15 protein-coding genes are annotated in these 16,531 nt (G+C 71.5%); 5 read left to right on the forward strand and 10 right to left on the reverse strand.

Annotation, left to right across the window (positions count from 1 at the left end; translation table 11 throughout):
* Positions 1-3: 3 nt before the first annotated feature.
* Both AC156L_RS07550 and AC156L_RS07555 read left to right on the forward strand, forming a co-directional pair.
* Positions 4-1,485, forward strand: coding sequence for an aldehyde dehydrogenase family protein (locus AC156L_RS07550; protein WP_330875463.1), 1,482 nt, complete (start codon positions 4-6; stop codon positions 1,483-1,485).
* The gene (locus tag AC156L_RS07555; RefSeq protein ID WP_330875462.1) at positions 1,478-2,944 is read left to right on the forward strand and encodes a GMC family oxidoreductase; all 1,467 of its coding nucleotides are present in this window, start codon (positions 1,478-1,480) and stop codon (positions 2,942-2,944) included. The genes AC156L_RS07550 and AC156L_RS07555 overlap by 8 nt, the downstream gene beginning before the upstream one ends.
* 264 nt (positions 2,945-3,208) lie before the next feature.
* Here the strand turns inward: AC156L_RS07555 and AC156L_RS07560 are convergent, their stop codons facing one another.
* Positions 3,209-4,135, reverse strand: a complete 927-nt coding sequence (locus tag AC156L_RS07560) for an extracellular catalytic domain type 1 short-chain-length polyhydroxyalkanoate depolymerase (protein WP_330875461.1) — start codon at positions 4,133-4,135, stop codon at positions 3,209-3,211.
* Positions 4,136-4,272: 137 nt separating this feature from the next.
* On the opposite strand from AC156L_RS07560, the gene AC156L_RS07565 reads away from it, so the two are divergent.
* Positions 4,273-5,487 (forward strand): alpha/beta hydrolase family protein, encoded by a 1,215-nt coding sequence (locus AC156L_RS07565; RefSeq protein ID WP_414719849.1) that lies wholly within the window; start codon positions 4,273-4,275, stop codon positions 5,485-5,487.
* On the opposite strand, the gene AC156L_RS07570 is transcribed toward AC156L_RS07565, so the two are convergent.
* Genes AC156L_RS07570 through AC156L_RS07580 form a run of 3 tightly spaced genes read right to left on the reverse strand, consistent with a single transcriptional unit; the run spans position 5,484 to position 9,499 of the window.
* On the reverse strand, positions 5,484-7,352 hold the full coding sequence (locus tag AC156L_RS07570) for a helix-turn-helix domain-containing protein (protein ID WP_330875460.1): 1,869 nt from the start codon (positions 7,350-7,352) through the stop codon (positions 5,484-5,486). The two genes, AC156L_RS07565 and AC156L_RS07570, sit on opposite strands and share 4 nt — an antisense overlap.
* A 4-nt stretch (positions 7,353-7,356) precedes the next feature.
* Positions 7,357-8,691, reverse strand: a complete 1,335-nt coding sequence (locus AC156L_RS07575; RefSeq protein ID WP_330875459.1) for an MFS transporter — start codon at positions 8,689-8,691, stop codon at positions 7,357-7,359.
* Positions 8,692-8,728: 37 nt separating this feature from the next.
* Positions 8,729-9,499 (reverse strand): 3-hydroxybutyrate dehydrogenase, encoded by a 771-nt coding sequence (locus tag AC156L_RS07580; RefSeq protein ID WP_330875458.1) that lies wholly within the window; start codon positions 9,497-9,499, stop codon positions 8,729-8,731.
* 195 nt (positions 9,500-9,694) lie between these two features.
* Between AC156L_RS07580 and AC156L_RS07585 the strand changes: the two genes are divergently transcribed.
* The gene (locus AC156L_RS07585) at positions 9,695-9,829 is read left to right on the forward strand and encodes a hypothetical protein (protein ID WP_330875457.1); all 135 of its coding nucleotides are present in this window, start codon (positions 9,695-9,697) and stop codon (positions 9,827-9,829) included.
* 7 nt (positions 9,830-9,836) lie between these two features.
* Here the strand turns inward: AC156L_RS07585 and AC156L_RS07590 are convergent, their stop codons facing one another.
* The 6 genes from AC156L_RS07590 to AC156L_RS07615 form a co-directional block, all read right to left on the reverse strand.
* Complete coding sequence (locus AC156L_RS07590) at positions 9,837-10,850, reverse strand: LCP family protein (RefSeq protein ID WP_330875456.1); 1,014 nt, start codon at positions 10,848-10,850, stop codon at positions 9,837-9,839.
* Positions 10,851-10,934: 84 nt separating this feature from the next.
* Positions 10,935-11,324: a DUF3037 domain-containing protein gene (locus tag AC156L_RS07595; protein ID WP_330875455.1), complete on the reverse strand. Its 390-nt coding sequence runs from the start codon at positions 11,322-11,324 to the stop codon at positions 10,935-10,937.
* Positions 11,308-12,057 (reverse strand): HipA family kinase, encoded by a 750-nt coding sequence (locus AC156L_RS07600; RefSeq protein ID WP_330875454.1) that lies wholly within the window; start codon positions 12,055-12,057, stop codon positions 11,308-11,310. The genes AC156L_RS07595 and AC156L_RS07600 overlap by 17 nt, the downstream gene beginning before the upstream one ends.
* A gap of 171 nt (positions 12,058-12,228) precedes the next feature.
* Positions 12,229-12,969, reverse strand: coding sequence for an SGNH/GDSL hydrolase family protein (locus AC156L_RS07605; protein WP_330875453.1), 741 nt, complete (start codon positions 12,967-12,969; stop codon positions 12,229-12,231).
* A gap of 41 nt (positions 12,970-13,010) precedes the next feature.
* The gene (locus AC156L_RS07610; protein ID WP_330875452.1) at positions 13,011-14,054 is read right to left on the reverse strand and encodes a lactonase family protein; all 1,044 of its coding nucleotides are present in this window, start codon (positions 14,052-14,054) and stop codon (positions 13,011-13,013) included.
* 186 nt (positions 14,055-14,240) lie between these two features.
* Positions 14,241-15,110 (reverse strand): PPK2 family polyphosphate kinase, encoded by an 870-nt coding sequence (locus tag AC156L_RS07615; protein ID WP_330875451.1) that lies wholly within the window; start codon positions 15,108-15,110, stop codon positions 14,241-14,243.
* A 141-nt stretch (positions 15,111-15,251) separates the two neighbouring features.
* On the opposite strand from AC156L_RS07615, the gene rocD reads away from it, so the two are divergent.
* Complete coding sequence (gene rocD, locus AC156L_RS07620; protein WP_330875450.1) at positions 15,252-16,487, forward strand: ornithine--oxo-acid transaminase; 1,236 nt, start codon at positions 15,252-15,254, stop codon at positions 16,485-16,487.
* Positions 16,488-16,531 lie beyond the last annotated feature (44 nt).

Raw genomic sequence — 16,531 nt, forward strand, 5'->3', positions numbered from 1 at the left:
CTCGTGTCGAAGCTGTACATCGACGGCCGGTGGGTCGGGTCGAGCAGCGGCGCCGAACGCGAGGTGATCAACCCCTTCGACCGGAGCGTGGTCGCCACCGTGGCGGAGGGCACGGCGGCGGACGCCAGGGCCGCCGTCGCCGCGGCCCGGCGCGCGTTCGACGACGGCGGCTGGTCGTCGACCAGTCCCGAGCACCGCGCCGCCGTGCTGAACCACGTGGCGGACCTGCTCGACCGGGCTAAGGAGGACATCGCCCGCACCGAGACCCTCGACACCGGCAAGACGCTGGTGGAGAGCAGGATCGACGTCGACGACGTGGCGGCGGTGTTCCGCTACTACGGCAACCTGGCGGGCGCGATCCACCCGCGCGTCGTGACCGGCGCGGGCCCGGACGTGATCAGCCGCGTCGACCACGACCCCGTCGGCGTGTGCGCGATGATCGCGCCGTGGAACTACCCGCTGCTCCAGGTGTCGTGGAAGATCGCGCCCGCGTTGTTGGCGGGCAACACGTTCGTCGCCAAGCCGAGTGAGATCACGCCGCTGTCGACCATCAAGCTGTTCGAGCTCCTGGCCGAGGCCGGGGTGCCCGCGGGCGTCGCGAACCTCGTGCTGGGCACCGGTCCCGAGGTCGGCTCGGTGCTCGTGGAGAGCGACGACGTCGACCTGGTCTCGTTCACCGGCAGCCTCGCCGTCGGGCAGTACATCGCGCGGGCGGCGGCGACGTCGTTGAAGAAGGTCGCGCTGGAGCTGGGCGGCAAGAACCCGAACATCGTGTTCGCCGACGCCGACCTGGACACCGCCGTCGACCACGCCCTCACGGCCGCGTTCTTCCACGCGGGCCAGGTGTGCTCGTCGGGCACGAGGCTCATCGTGCAGGACCCGGTGTACGACGACTTCGTCGCCGAGGTCGCGCGCCGCGCCGACCTGGTCCGGCTGGGCAACGGGTTCGACGAGGCCTCGGAGAGCGGCCCGCTGGTGTCGGCCGAGCACCGGGCCAAGGTCGAGGGGTACGTGGCGGTCGGCCTCGCCGAGGGCGCGCGGCTCCTCGCGGGTGGCGAGCGGCCCTCCGAACCGGAGTTGCGGGACGGCTTCTTCTTCCGCCCCACCGTGTTCGCGGACTGCACCCGTGAGATGAGGGTGGTGCGGGAGGAGACCTTCGGCCCCATCATCACCGCCGAGCGCTTCAGCACGCGGGAGGAGGCGGTGTTCCTGGGCAACGACACCGAGTACGGCCTCGCTGGCGGTGTCTGGACGCAGGACCTGGAGAAGGCCCAGTGGGTCGCGCGCAAGCTGCGCCACGGCACCGTGTGGATCAACGACTTCGGCCCGTACCTGCCGCAGGCGGAGTGGGGCGGCTTCAAGCGGTCCGGCATCGGCCGCGAACTCGGGCCCAGCGGCCTGCACGAGTACTGCGAACCGAAGCACGTCTACCAGAACCTCAAGCCCACGGCCCAGAACTGGTTCGCGAGGAGCTCCGATGCCTGAGTACGACTACGTCATCGTCGGCGGTGGCACGGCGGGCTCGGTCCTCGCGGCCAGGCTGTCGGAGGACCCGTCGGTGACGGTGTGCGTCGTCGAGGGCGGCCCGAGCGACGTGGACGACCCGCGGGTGCTCGAACTGCGCAACTGGATCAACCTGCTCGGCTCGGAACTGGACTACGACTACCCCACCGTCGAGCAGCCGCGCGGCAACTCCCACATCCGCCACTCGCGCGCCCGCGTGCTCGGCGGCTGCTCCTCGCACAACACGCTGATCAGCTTCGTGCCGTTCCCGCAGGACGTGGCCTCCTGGGGGCCCGGCTGGGACTGGGACACGTTCGGCCCGTACTACGACAGGCTGCTCAACAACATCATCCCGGTGGCCGAGGCCGACCGGAACCCGATCGCGCTGGACTTCATCGCGGCGGCCAAGGCGGCGCTGGGCGTTCCGGAGGTCGAGGACTTCAACGCCAAGCCGTTCGCCGACGGCACCGGGTTCTTCTCGGTCGCCTACCACCCGGATACCGGCCACCGCTCCTCCGCGTCCACGGCGTACCTGCACCCGATCCTCACCCGGCCCAACCTGACCCTGATGCTGGAGACGTGGGTCTCGCGGGTGTCCTTCGTGGACGGACGGGCCGTCGGCGTCGACACGTCGGCGGGTGCCGTCTCCGCCCGCCGCGAGGTGCTGCTGTGCGCGGGCGCGATCGACACGCCCCGGCTGCTGATGCTGTCCGGCGTCGGCCCCGCCGCGGACCTGTCCGCCCTGGGCATCGACGTCGTGCACGACCTGCCGGGTGTCGGCGAGAACCTGCTGGACCACCCGGAGTCGGTGATCGTCTGGGAGACCGACGGCCCGATCCCGCTCAACTCGGTGATGGACTCCGACGCGGGCCTGTTCGTCCGCCGCGACGAGTCCGACCCCCGCCCGGACCTCATGTTCCACTTCTACCAAATCCCGTTCACCGCCAACACCGAACGCCTCGGCTACCCGGTCGTCGAGCACGGCGTGTGCATGACCCCGAACATCCCCCGACCGCACAGCGCAGGCCGGATGTGGCTCACCAGCGCGGACCCCACCGTGAAGCCGGCGCTGGACTTCGGCTACTTCACCCACCCGGACGGGTACGACGAGCAGACGCTGGTCGACGGGTTCCGCATCGCCCGCGAGATCGCCGCCCAGGAGCCGTTGAGGTCGTGGCTCAAGCGCGAGGTCGCACCCGGTCCGTCGGTGACGTCCGACGAGGACCTGTCGGAGTACGGCCGTCGTGCCGCGCACACCGTGTACCACCCGGCGGGGACGTGCGCGATCGGTTCCGTGGTGGACCCGTCGTTGAAGGTGATCGGGTTGGAGGGGTTGAGGGTGGTGGACGCTTCGGTGTTCCCGACGATGCCGACCGTGAACCCGATGGTGACGGTGCTGATGATCGGCGAACGAGCGGCGGACCTGATCCGCGGCGACTGATCCACCGGTGGAGCCTCCCCGCGCCGGGGGAGCTCCACGCGGCCGTCAGTCGAGGACGCGGTCGTGCCGGCGCGGTCCGCCTTCACCGCGCTCTGGTCGGCCGCCAAACCGGTCTGAGCCGTCCTCGCACCACCCGACGCCACGCACAACCTCGTGCAGCGTGATCTCTGCCGCCGCCGAACGCGGCTCGGCAGTCCGCGGACGCGGTGAGCACCCGCCCTCAGCGGTGCGGAGCCCCGGCACAGGGGCCCCGCACCGACCGGGCTAGCCGGCCAGACCCCACCCGTGCGCCAGGTGCCAGGCGGCGCAGGCGTTGACGTCCAGCACGTAGGCGCCCGCGGTTCCGCACTGCTGGGTGCCGGTGCCGGGGTCGACCGGCTGGCCGTGGCCCATCCCGGTGACGGTGTGCGTCTCCACGACGGCGGCCCCGGAGGCGTCGCGGTACACGGCGTGGGGGTGGCCTGCGACGGTGTCGGTCGTGTCGGCGACGGCGTCGGTGCCGAGGGCGTTGGTCCACTGCTCGACGAGTTCCCGCTGGTTGGCGACGGCGACGGTGTAGTCGGCCGTGCCGTGCCAGATGGTCACGGGCGGGCGGGTGCCGGAGAACGGGGTCGCGGCGCGGACCCTGTCGCCCCACTGCGCCGGGGTGAGGTTCTTGCCGGGGTTCATGCAGGTGTAGGCGTCGAGGACGGACGTGGCGCAGCCGAACGGGACACCGGCGACGACACCGCCGCCGCGGAAGGTCTCCGGGTAGGCGGCGAGCAGGACCGACGTCATGGCGCCGCCCGCCGACAGGCCGCTGACGTAGGCGGGACCGGCGGCCATCTTCGTGACCATCTGGGCGATGGACGCCACCTCACCCTGACCGCGGGTGGTGTCCGCCGCCTGGAACCAGGTGAAGCACCTGTTGAGGTTGTTGGCGGTCTGCTGCTGCGGCAGCAGCACGGAGAACCGGTAGCGGTCGGCCAGCGACACCCAGCCGGACGCGGTGCCGTAGCCCGCGGCGTCCTGGGTGCAGCCGTGCAGGGCGACCACCAGCGGACGGCCCGCGGGCAGGCCGTCGGGGACGTAGCGGAACATCCTGAGGTTGCCGGGGTTGGTGCCGAACCCGGTCACCTCGGTGACGGTCGCGGCGTGTGCGGACGGCGTCGTGGTCGTGAGCAGGATCAGGACCAGAGCGATGATGCGCATGCGGACCTCCTTGTCCGCACCTCACGGTAGGGAAGCGCCGTCGACGGGCGCGATGGAACTGGCCGCCACATCCCGCGCCGTCGATGTGGTGGCCGGAACCATTACCCGCCAACGGTCCCGGCTCTACGGTCGGCGACGTGAACATCGTCGTTCCGCTCGCCGCAGCCCTGCTCCTCACCACCGCCGCTCCCGCCACCGCCGACCAGGCGAGCCGGTGCGGACCGCTCCGCGTGCCCGGCGCGGAGCACCAGCAAACCCGGAAGACCGACGACCTGACCACGGCCGGTGGGCTGACGGACCCGGCCGACTGGGCCGGGTTGACGCCCGCCGGGCTGCCCGCGCCCGCACCGGTGCCGGGGACGCAGGTCGACGGGTACTTCCCCGACGGCTCCACGTCCAACACCAACAACGGCTGGAACCACGACTCGCAGTTCGTGATCCGGCTGCCGAAGCGGTGGAACGGCGGACTGGTGGTCTCCGGGTCGCCGGGGGTGCGGGAGCAGTACGCGAACGACCGGGCGATCAGCGACTGGGTGCTGGAGCGCGGGTACGCGTTCGCGGCGACCGACAAGGGCAACACCGGCGTGGAGTTCTACCGCGGCGGGGACGCGATCGTGGAGTGGAACCACCGGGTCGCGCAGCTGACGCGCGCGACGAAGGCGCTGGTGCGGCAGCACTACTGCCGCGCGGCGAACCGCACGATCGCGACCGGGCTGTCCAACGGCGGGTACCTGGTGCGGTGGCAGCTGGAGAACCACCCCGAGCTGTACGACGGCGGTGTCGACTGGGAGGGCGTGCTGTGGCGGGAGGAGGGGCCGAACCTGCTGACGTTCCTGCCGCCCGCGCTGCGCGGTGAACCGGTGTTCCCGGCCGCGTCGGAGTTCCTGTGGCCGTTCTACCGCCAGCACTACTGGGAGCTGACGCAGCGGATCTACCGCGAGGCGCTCGACCCCGACTACGGGGGCGCGGAGGCGGACTACGCCTACGCGGACCGGCCGCGGGCGCAGCGCGCCGTGCGGAAGATCGCGCTGACCGGCCGGATCGGCAAGCCCCTGCTGACGCTGCACGGCACGCTGGACGGGCTGCTGCCGATCGACCAGGACTCCGACGTGTACGCCGGGATGGTCGAGGACGCGGGACGCGGCAGGCTGTTCCGCTACTACCGGATCGAGGGCGGCACGCACGTCGACTCGCTCTACGACGCCTTCCCCGACCGGCTCCGCCCCCTGACCCCGTGCCACCGCACGGCTTTCACCGCGCTGGAGCGCTGGCTCGGCGGTGGCCGCCCACCCGCGTCGGCCACGATCGCCCGCCCGGCGACCGTCTCCCCCGTCGACTGCGCGTTGGGCTAGTGCCGCGACCGGGTGAGCAGCAGCAGGCGCAGCGCGAGCTGGATCTCCAGCACGCGTTCGGGTGACTGCCAGTCGTCGCCGAGCAGCGTCGCGACGCGGTCGAGCCGCTGCACCACCGTGTTGACGTGCACGTGCAGCTCCTCCTTGGCGCGGCTGAGGTTCGCGCCGCAGGAGAAGTAGGCGGCGAGGGTCCGCACGAGTTCGGTGCCGCGCACGGCGTCGTAGTCCAGCAGCGGACCCAGTGTCGTGCGCACGTACCCGGCCACGTCCGCGCGTTCGCCCAGCAGCACGCCGACGAACCCGAGGTCGGCGGGTGTGCCGCCCTGGCCGCGCCGGTCGAGCACCAGCAGCGCGGACAGGCAGCGGGCGGCTTCCGCGTGCGCGGCGACGACCTGCTCGGGGCCTGCGGCAGGGCCGCCCGCGCCGACCGTCACGGGGACGCCCGTCGCCTTGCCGAGCACCCGTGCGGTCTCGGTGGCGGCGGCGCCCGCGGTCGTTCCGGGCAGCAGCAGCACGACGTGGTCGCCGTGCACGCCCGCGAGCCCGCGGCCGGTCGACGCGAGGTGCGCGGCGGCGGCGAGGAGCCGGTCGCGGGGAGCACCGTCGGCGACCAGGACCACGTGCGGCACGCCCAGCTCGACGCCGACCCGCCGAGCCCGCGCGACGAGCCCCGCCGGGTCGCGGGCAGGCACGGTCAGCAGGTCGGTGATCAGCTCGCCGCGGACCTTGTTCTCCGCCTCGGCCACGCTGCGGCGCAACAGCAGCAGCAGCGCCGTCACGACGCTGGCGCGTTCGAACAGCCTCCGGTCGGCGTCTTCCAGGTCGGGTCTGCCGGTCAGCGTGATGCTCCCCAGCAGCTCGCGCCCGGCCAGCACCGCGCACACCCACGTGCCGTCCTGGGCGACCGCCCGTCCGGTCGCTCGGGAGGCGTTCACCGCCGACCGGGGCGGGGTCCTCTTCGTGACGCCGATCCTGGCCAGCTCGCCCATCTCGCCGTCGTGCACCGCGATCGAGCCGCCGAGCACCTTCGCCACGGCCGCCGCCACCTCGGGCAGGTCGGCGCCGCGCAGCACCAGGTCCGCGAGCCGGTCGTGGGCCTCCTCGGCGCGGCGCATGTCCTCGCTCTGCGCGCGGATCACCTCGTTGGCCTCGTTGCGCTCCCGCAGCGCGACCCGCGTCTCCTCCAGCAGGTGGGCGGTGTCGAGCGCGATGGCCGCGTGGTCGGCGAGCGACGACAGCAGCGCCACCTCGTCGGGCGGGAACCGCCGCGGCGTGCGGTTGGCCGCGTACAGGACGCCGATCACCCGGCTGCCCAGCGTCAGCGGCACGCCGAGGATCGCGACCAGCCCCTCGTCCCGCACGGCGGTGTCGATCGGCGAGGTGTGGTTGAAGCGCAGGTCGGCGAAGTAGTCGGCGGTGGCGTAGGGCCGGGCGGTCTGCGCGACGAGCCCGCCGAGCCCCTCGCCCATGCCCAGCCGGACCTCCTGGAACAGCGCGGACACCGACCCGTCGGTGACCCGCATGTACGTGCCGTGCGCGGCGGGTTCGTTCATGCTCAGGTACGCGACGTCCGTGCCGAGCAGCAGCCGGGCCCGGCGGACGATCGACCGCAGCACCGCGTCCGGGTCGCGCGCGCCCGCGAGGTCGCTGGCGGTGTCGAACAGCGCCTCCAGCTCGGCCTCGCGGCGCCGGTGCTCGGTGAGCGTGCGGCGGATCTCCAACGCCCACTCCGCGGCGCGCTCGACCCGGTCCAGTTCCTCGTCGCTCGCCCCCGCGGCCCGCGCCGCGGGGAGCACCTGCGCGAGCCGCTCGCTGCCCGCGTCCTGGGCGAGCAGTTCGAGCAGGTGCTCCACCGGGTCGGTCATGGCGTCATGCTGACACTTCGGCGGCCTCGTCGGCGGACTTCTCCAGCGACACGCCCCTGGTCTCCTTCGCGACCACGACGGCGATGACGCTGAGCAGGCACGCGAACCCGACGTACAGCGCGACCGGCACGGTGCTGCCGTACGACTTGAGCAGCGCCGTGGCGATGAGCGGCGCGAGCGCGCCCGCCACGATGGACGCGAGCTGGTAGCCGACCGACGCGCCGGAGTAGCGGACCCTCGTGCCGAACAGCTCGGAGAAGAACGCGGCCTGCGGGCCGTACATCGCGCCGTGCAGCAGCAGGCCGACGGACGTGGCCAGCACGATCGCGCCGAACGACCTCGTGTCCAGCAGCGCGAAGAACAGGAAGATCCACACGCCGACGCCGACCGCGCCGAACAGGTACACCGAGCGGCGGCCGACGCGGTCGGACAGCGCTCCCCACAGCGGGATCGAGACGAAGTGGACAACCGAGGCGATCAGCACCGCGTTGAGGCCGTAGGACTTCGACAGGCCGAGCGGACCGGTGAGGTAGACGAGGATGAACGCCGTGATCACGTAGTACGACACGTTCTCGCCCATCCGGGCGCCCATCGCGATCAGCACCTCGCGCCAGTGCAGCCGCAGCAGCGTGACGATCGGCGCCTTCTCCACGACCGGGGACTTCCGCAGCTCCGCCTTGCGCTGCGCCTCCAGGAAGATCGGCGACTCGCTGACGGTCAGCCGGATCCACAGCCCGATCACGACCAGCAGACCGGACAGCAGGAACGGCACGCGCCAGCCCCACGCCAGGAACGTCTCATCGCTCTGCACGGCGGCCAGCACGGCGAGCACCGCCGTGGCGAGCAGGTTGCCCAGCGGCACCCCGGCCTGCGGCCAGGACGCCCAGAAGCCGCGCCGCCCGGCGTCGCCGTGCTCGGACACGATCAGCACCGCGCCGCCCCACTCGCCGCCGAGCGCGAAGCCCTGCACCAGGCGGAGCAGCGTCAGCAGCAGCGGTGCGGCGACGCCGATGGTGGCGTAGGTCGGCAGCAGGCCCATCGCGAACGTGGCCCCGCCCATGAGGACCAGGGCCACCACGAGCAGCTTCTTGCGACCGACCTTGTCGCCGAAGTGCCCGAACACCACCCCGCCCAGCGGCCTCGCGAGGAAGCCGATGGCGTAGGTGGTGAACGCCAGCAGGGTGCCGGTCAGCGGGTCCACGCTGGGGAAGAACAGCTTGTTGAACACCAGCGCGGCGGCGGAGCCGTAGAGGAAGAAGTCGTACCACTCGATCGTGGTTCCGATCAGGCTGGCCGCCACCACCTTGATGATGGGTTTTCTGGGAGCTGCGGTAGTCATGGGGTCACCACTTCGTCGGGGCGGACTTGCGGGGCGTCTACTGGGCGGTCCAGCCGCCGTCGATCGTGAACGTGGAGCCGGTGACGTGCCCGGAGTGCCTGCCGCACAACCACAGCACGGTCGCGGCGACGTCCTCGGGTTCGATGAGCCGCTTGACGGCCGTGCGCTGGAGCATGACCTCGGCGAGCACCCGGTCCTCCCCGATGCCGTGCGCGCGGGCCTGGTCGGCGACCTGCCCCTCCACCAGCGGGGTGCGCACGTAGCCGGGGCTCACGCAGTTGCTGGTCACGCCGTGCTCGGCGCCCTCCAGCGCGGCGACCTTGCTCAGGCCCTCCAGGCCGTGCTTCGCGGCCACGTAGGCGGCTTTGAACGGGCTGGCGCGCAGGCCGTGGACGCTGGTGAGGTTGACGATCCGGCCCCAGCCCCGTGCCCGCATGTGCGGCAGGCAGTGCCGCATCAGCAGGAACGGGGCGGTGAGCATGACCCGCTGGATCAGCTCGAACCGCTCGGGCGGGAACTCGTGGATCGGCGCGACGTGCTGGAGCCCGGCGTTGTTGACCAGGATGTCGACCTCGCGGGGCAGGTCACGGGCCGGGTCGGCGTCGGACAGGTCGACCACGTGCTCCGTGCCGCCCGTCTCGACGGCCACCGCGCGCACCGCGTCGGCGTCCCGGTCGACGAGGTGGACCTTCGCGCCCGCCTCGCTCAGCACGAGGGCGCAGGCGCGGCCGATGCCGCCGCCCGCGCCCGTGACGAGTGCCGTGCGGCCCGCGAGGTCGTCGCTGGTGTGACGGAGCCCACTGTTCATGCGAATGACGCTAGTGAGGGGCCGCCGGGTCAGCACATGTGTGACCAGCACATAACGGCGTATTGCTTCATGTGTTTAGCCAACAGTTAGCGGTGTGACGATCGGCTTAGTCAATACGTGGTGATGTCAGCCCGCTTCCATGAGTACAGTTCATTGATCCGTTCGGGGGACGACCACGTACTTGGGGGTAACTCAATGTCATTGACACCGATCTACGACGACCTCATGCGCGAACTGGACGGCATCATGGCGGCCAGCAAGGCGAAGAGGGCGGCCGAGGAAGACGACAAGGCCGCCGAGCAGGAGCTCGACGGCCCGATCGCCAGCTGATCAGCGACTAGCCGGGCTGCTGGAGCAGGTCCGCGGGGACCGGCTCGTCCTTCTCCAACGCGCCGAACAGGCGCAGTGCGTTCTCCCGGTCCCACTGCACGACCGACCCGACGCCGTCGAGCGTCGGCGTGCCGCCGATGGGCACGGTCGCCGTGTCGACGCCGCCGCCCATGCCGAACGCGAGCCCGCCCAGGTTGAACAGGCTGTCGTCGTCGTCCACCGAGATGGAGTCGGTGCTCGCGAACAGCAGCGGGAACGCGCGGAACGGGTTCAGCAGCGTGCCGGGGCTCGTCGCCCGGTCCGACAGCGCGGACAGGAACTCGCGCTGGTTCTGCACCCGCTGGAGGTCGGCGGTGGCGAACGCCCGCGTGCGCACGAACCCGAGCGCCTGCGTGCCGTTCAGCTCCTGGCAGCCGGGCTGGAGGTCCAGACCCGCCAGCGGGTCCTGCATCGGCTCGTCGATGCACATGTCGACGCCGCCGACGGCGTCCACGATGCCCGCGAACCCGCCGAAGCCGATCTCCATGTAGTGGTCGAGGTGGATCCCGGTCACGCCCTCGACGGTCTGCGCCAGCAGCGGCGCGCCACCGAGCGAGAACGCGGCGTTGATCTTGTTCTTCCCGTTGCCCGGAATGTCCACATAGGAGTCGCGCGGCAGGCTCACCAGCGTCGACTTCCCGGAACCGGAAGGGATGTGCAGGAGCATGATGGTGTCGGTCCGCTTGCCGCCCGCGTCACCGGTCGACAGCTCGTCCTTCTGCTCCTGGGTCAGGTCGTCGCGCGCGTCCGACCCCACCAGCAACCAGTTGGTGCCGGGTGTGTCGGCGGGGCGCCCCTCGTAGTCCGGCAGCGCGTTCGACCGCCGCAGCGACGAGTCGACGTAGAAGTACAGACCGACCAGTACCAGCAACAACACGAAGACCACGGCCAGGAACACCCGGCCCTTCTTCACCTTGCGCCGCTGCGGCATCGGCCTGCGCGCGGGCGGTTGCTGGTACCCCTGCTGGTATCCAGCGCTCATGTTCGCCAACCCCGATCTGGATGGATGCTCCGGTCAACCGCTCTTGCCCCTAAGAGACGCGGGGCGGGCGGAGAGGTTGCCACCTTAGCCACTCAGGGGCAGTACGAGCGCCGTGAGCAACCGGTTCACCTCGCCCAGGGGATCGGTGGTGAACCCGGTGTGCGTCGGCGACGTCTGGATCACCGTGCTCCGCGGGGCCGTCAACCACCGGAACCGCTGCCCGCGGGAAGTCCCGGACACCGGTCCGGCCACCTCGGCCCCGTCGCACGACTCCCCGAGGTGCCGCAGGGCCGCCTCCAGCACCTCGACGTCAGCGGTCGGGTCGAGCGCCCGCACCCGGTCGACGTCCACAAAGGTCTCCGCGCGCAGGAAGTCCAAGTCGGGGCAGTAGAGCAGCACCCCGACGTTCACGAACTCACCGCGCTCGACACGGGGCACGGCCCGCAGCACGGCGTACTCAAACACGTGCGGCACGCGCCACCTCCAACGCCTCGACCCACGCACGGGGCCCGGCGAGACGAGCGGCGAAGTACGCCAGGTAGGCCTCGCGAACGGCGGCGGCACCGGAGAACACCTGGTCCCGCGCCAACCACTCGTCGGGAACCAGCGCCAGGACCTCCCGCAGCAGCCCCGGCGTCACCAGGGCGGCCAACTCACCGTCGACGCCGGCCAACGGCCCGGCGAACGGCAGCATCAGGTGGTCGCCGGCGTCGAACCGGTACGCCTCGGCGGGGAACCGATCCGCACGCCACCCGTGGTGGAAGTACAACGCGGCACCGTGGTCGATCAACCACAACTGCCGGTGCCACAACAACGTGTTCGGATTCCGCCAACTGCGGTCGACGTTCAACACCAGCGCGTCGAGCCACAGCAGCCGCGTGGCCAGCTCGACGTCGGGCTCCCGCACAACGGGGTTGTAGTCGAAGGAACCGGGCAGGTAGTCCAGCCCGAGGTTCACCCCACCACTGGCCCGGAGGAGGTCCTGGACCTCCTCATCGGGCTCGGACCGCGCCAACTCGGGGTCGAGGTCGACCAGGACGATCTCAGGAACCCGAAACCCGAGCCGCCGAGCCAACTCGCCGACGACGACCTCGGCAACGAGCGCCTTGATCCCCTGGCCCGCCCCGCGAAACTTGAGCACGTACATCCCGAGGTCATCAGCCTCGACCAGCCCTGGCAGCGACCCACCTTCACGGAAGGGCGTCACGTACCGAGTGGCCGACACCTTCCGCAACCCACCCGCAGATTCCACATCGCCATCATCACAACAAAGCACCGCACAGGCCAAACGCTCAAGGCGGGCCACGGGCTTCCGCGGACCAAGACCGGTCGACCACCTGGTCCGACGGGACCGAGAACACCAGGGGGACCAGCGCCCCTAGACCGCCCCCTCCAAGGCCCGGAAGTACCCACCCTGCCCCAACCGGTTCGGGTGGTAGGAATCCCCGACGGGCAACGTGACCGCGTGCACCCAGGGCTCCACCCCGCACACCCCGTGCCCGGCGAACACCCCCCGCACGTCCACGAACTCCACCCCTGCCGCGGCGGCGGCCTCGGCGGTCACCTCGGCCAGCAGATCCGCCCCGGAGTTCACCGCGGCCCGCTTCGCCTCGGACAACCCGCCCACGCACACCCCGGTCTCGAACAACCGCGGGTACCCCAGCACCACGACATCGGCAGCGGGAGCCCGGTCCACGACCGCCCCCAGCAACCGCCCCAACCGCCCCGGCATCTCGCCGCGGATCACCTCGCCCGCCCGTCCGGCGGCCTGCTCGCACGCCCGGTCCGAACTCAGCGTGCACGTGGTCATCACGTCCACGAACCCGACGTCGTTCCCCCCGACGGTCACCGTCACCAGCGTCGTCTCCGACGACAGGGACGCCATCTGACCGTCCAGCACGTCCTGCACGACGGCCCCGGAGCACGCGGCGAACACGAAGTCAGCGGGCGCGTGCGCCTTCTCCCACAGCCTGGGGTACGCGGCGTCGCTGCGCCCGCACTCCCCCGTTCCCCCGGTCCCGACACCGGCGGCGTAGGAGTCGCCCAGCGCGACGTACTCCTGCGCCACCGGAGCGGGGACCATGACCAAGCTCAACACCAACGCCGCGGCGATACCCATGCCCTAGCGGTACCACTGTGGACAGTCGCTCCGGAAGCCCGTTAACCCAGCCGGGTGGGCACCACGCACACCGGGATCGGCGACGACAGCGGTGTGCCCGCCGCCGTCAACCGGCCGGTGGCCTGGTCGACGGCGAACGAGGTCACGGTGCTGGAGTTCTGGTTGGCGGCGAACAGGAATCGCCCGGTCGGGTCGAACGTGATGTGCCGCGGGTACTCGCCGCCGGTGGGCACGGTCTCGACGAGCCGCAGCCGCGCGCCGCCGTCCTCGACGGCGAACAGCGCCACGCTGTCGTGGCCGCGGTTGGACAGGTACGCGAACCGACCGTCCTGCGACACGACGACCTCGGCCGGGTAGTTGCGCGGCGTCGCGGGCGTCCCCTCGGGCACGGTCCGCACCGCCTCGCCGGGCGTCAGCACGCCGCTCTCCGGGTCGTAGGCCGCGGCCACGACGGTCGAGTCCAGCTCGTTCGCGATGTAGGCGAACGTCCCGGTCGGGTGGAACGCGAGGTGCCGGGGCCCGGCGCCCGGCCGCACCGTCGCGGTGCTGACCAGCTGGAGCTTCCCGGTGCCGGTGTCGAGGCGGTAGCTGTAGACGGAGTCGGTGCCGAGGTCCACGGCGAGCAGGTGCTCGCCCGCGGGGTCGGGCAGCACCTGGTGGGCGTGCGGGCCTTCCTGGCGCTCGCGGTCCGGTCCGGACCCCTGGTGGGTCACCAGGTCCGTGCGCGCGCCCAGCCCGCCGTCGGCCTTCACCGGGTGCACCGAGACGCTGCCGGACGAGTAGTTCGCGGAGAGCAGGTACCTGCCGGAGGGGTCGAGCGCCAGGTGGCACGGGTCGGCTCCGCCGGTGCTCTGCGCGTTGATGATCCGCAGCCCGCCGCCCGCGCCGACGGCGACGGCCGTGACGGACCCGTTGCCCTGCTCGTTCACCGCGTAGAGGGTGCGGCCGGACTCGATGACGAACGAGGGGTTGGCCACGCCGGGGAAGACGCCGGTCGAGCGGAGCTGCCCGGTGGTCTGGTCGTAGGCGGCCAGCCCGATCCCGGTGCCCCCGCCCGGCCACGTCGTGTAGGTCCCGAGGTACACGCGGGACTCCGCACGTGGTTGCGCCGCAGCGGCTTCGCCGGTCACCAGCATCCCTGCCCCCACACCCATGGCTCCGAGGAACCGTCGCCTGTCGATCACCACTGGCACACCTCCGTTGATCCTGGCGGCAGGACCACAGTGGCCTAGACCACTGCGCCCCGACAAGGGATGCAACGAAGATTGCGCCTACCGCAACGGATCCGCCTCGGTCAGACGGGCCAGCTCGACCGCCGGGTCGTACGCCGGCTCAGGATACGTGGGCGCCAGGTCGCGCATCGTCCGCAGGAGCAGTTGGGCCACGGCCCAGTTGCGGTACCACTTGCGGTCGGACGGCACGGCGAACCAGGGGGCGACGTCGGTGGAGCACGTGACCAGGAGGTCCGCGTACGCCTGCTGGTAGAGCGACCACTTGGCCCGCACCGCGAGGTCGGACGGGTTGTACTTCCAGAGCTTCTCCGGCGTCCGGAGCCGGGCGACGAGCCGCTCCTTCTGCCGCTCCGGCGAGATGTGCAGGAAGCACTTCAGGATCGTCACGCCCGACTCGGCCAGCTCGGCCTCGAAGTCGTTGATCTGCCTGTACCTGGCCCGCCACGTCGACGGCGGCACGAGCTTGTCGACCCTGGGCACCAGCACGTCCTCGTAGTGCGACCGGTCGAAGAAGCCGATCAGCCCAGGACCGGGGACCTGGCGGCGGATCCGCCACAGGAAGTCGTGCGACAGCTCGGCGCGGGTCGGCTTCTTGAACGACACGACGCGCAGGCCCTGCGGGTTCATCAGCCCCGCGACGTGGCTGATCGTGCCGCCCTTGCCGGAGGTGTCCATGCCCTGGAGCACGACCAGCACCCGCCGACGCCCGCCGCCGACGCCCTCGGCGTAGAGGTTCTCCTGGAGCCGGTCCAGCTCGACCCCGATCGCCTCCAGGTCCTTCGCGGCCTCGGCCTTGGTGGTGGGGCCGACCGGTGCGGCGGCCGGGTCGACCTTCGCGAGGTCGACCCCTTCCGGGTGAATCCTGAGCACGTCGCGAATCGAGCGGACGTGCGCCGACTTCTTCGCCATCGTCGCAGGGTAGCCAGGACGTGATCACTTCGCTCGGTACGCAACGGATCTCCGCCGATCATTCCATTTGCGCAAGAAACCTGACATCTGCGCAACGCCTGACGGATGAAATCGCCGCCATCGCACCCTTAGCCTTGTCCTATGACCGCCATCGCCGCTCCCACCACAGAGGCCCCGACCAGCGGGGCCGACCTCATCGCGCTGGACGAGCACTGGAGCACGCACAACTACCACCCGCTGCCGGTCGTGATCTCCCACGGCGAGGGCGCGTGGGTGACGGACGTGGACGGTCGTCGCTACCTGGACTTCCTCTCCGGCTACTCGTCCCTCAACTTCGGCCACCGCCACCCCGCGCTGATCGCCGCGGCCGTGGAGCAGCTCGGCCGCGTCACGCTCACCAGCCGCGCGTTCCACCACGACCAGTTCGGCCTGTTCTGCCGCGAGCTGGCCGAGCTGACGGGCACCGAGATGGTGCTGGCGATGAACTCCGGCGCCGAGGCCGTCGAGTCCGCGATCAAGGTGGCCCGCAAGTGGGCCTACCAGGTCAAGGGCGTCCCGGCGGGCACGGCGGAGATCGTCGTCGCGGGGGCGAACTTCCACGGCCGCACGACGACCATCGTCTCGTTCTCGACCGACGAGGTGGCGCGCGCCGACTTCGGCCCGTTCACCCCCGGCTTCTCGGTCGTCCCCTACGGCGACGAGCGGGCGCTGCGCGACGCCGTCACCGAGCGGACCGCCGCCGTGCTGATCGAACCCGTCCAGGGCGAGGCGGGGATCGTCGTGCCGCCCGAGGGCTACCTGGCGGCCGTGCGGCGGATCTGCGACGAGAACTCCGTGCTGATGATCGCCGACGAGATCCAGTCCGGTCTCGGCCGGACCGGCGAGCTGCTGGCGCTGGACCACGCGGGCGTGCGCGCCGACCTGTACACGCTGGGCAAGGCGCTCGGCGGCGGGATCGTGCCGGTGTCGGCCGTGGTCGGCGACCGGTCGGTGCTGGGCGTGCTCAAGCCGGGCGAGCACGGCTCGACCTTCGGCGGCAACCCGCTGGCCTGCGCCGTCGGGCGCGCGGTCGTGAAGCTGCTGGCCACCGGCGAGTACCAGGAGCGCTCCCGCGAGCTGGGCGGCTACCTGCACTCCCGGCTGGGCGACCTCGTCGGCCGCGGCGTGGCCGAGGTCCGCGGTCGCGGCCTGTGGGCGGGCGTGGAGATCGCGCCGGGCGGTCCGAAGGGCCGGGAGGCGTCCGAGGCGCTGGCCGCGCGGGGCGTGCTGTGCAAGGAGACGCACGACTCGACGCTGCGCGTCGCCCCTCCCCTGGTGATCACCGCGGAGGAGATCGACCGGGGCGTGGACGCCATCGCCGAGGTCGTCGGGCGGTAGTCACGATCGGCACGCGGGCACCTCACGATGCGTCATACACCTCG

The sequence above is a fragment of the Umezawaea sp. genome, from assembly GCF_057122925.1.

Excerpts from the sequence above, each read along its gene's own strand:
- AC156L_RS07555 (WP_330875462.1), top strand. The coding sequence starts at position 1,478 with ATGCCTGAGTACGACTACGTCATCGTCGGCGGTGGCACGGCGGGCTCG.
- AC156L_RS07560 (WP_330875461.1), bottom strand. The coding sequence starts at position 4,135 with ATGCGCATCATCGCTCTGGTCCTGATCCTGCTCACGACCACGACGCCG.
- AC156L_RS07570 (WP_330875460.1), bottom strand. The coding sequence starts at position 7,352 with ATGACCGACCCGGTGGAGCACCTGCTCGAACTGCTCGCCCAGGACGCG.
- AC156L_RS07575 (WP_330875459.1), bottom strand. The coding sequence starts at position 8,691 with ATGACTACCGCAGCTCCCAGAAAACCCATCATCAAGGTGGTGGCGGCC.
- AC156L_RS07580 (WP_330875458.1), bottom strand. The coding sequence starts at position 9,499 with ATGAACAGTGGGCTCCGTCACACCAGCGACGACCTCGCGGGCCGCACG.
- AC156L_RS07585 (WP_330875457.1), top strand. The coding sequence starts at position 9,695 with ATGTCATTGACACCGATCTACGACGACCTCATGCGCGAACTGGACGGC.
- AC156L_RS07590 (WP_330875456.1), bottom strand. The coding sequence starts at position 10,850 with ATGAGCGCTGGATACCAGCAGGGGTACCAGCAACCGCCCGCGCGCAGG.
- AC156L_RS07605 (WP_330875453.1), bottom strand. The coding sequence starts at position 12,969 with ATGGGTATCGCCGCGGCGTTGGTGTTGAGCTTGGTCATGGTCCCCGCT.
- AC156L_RS07615 (WP_330875451.1), bottom strand. The coding sequence starts at position 15,110 with ATGGCGAAGAAGTCGGCGCACGTCCGCTCGATTCGCGACGTGCTCAGG.
- rocD (WP_330875450.1), top strand. The coding sequence starts at position 15,252 with ATGACCGCCATCGCCGCTCCCACCACAGAGGCCCCGACCAGCGGGGCC.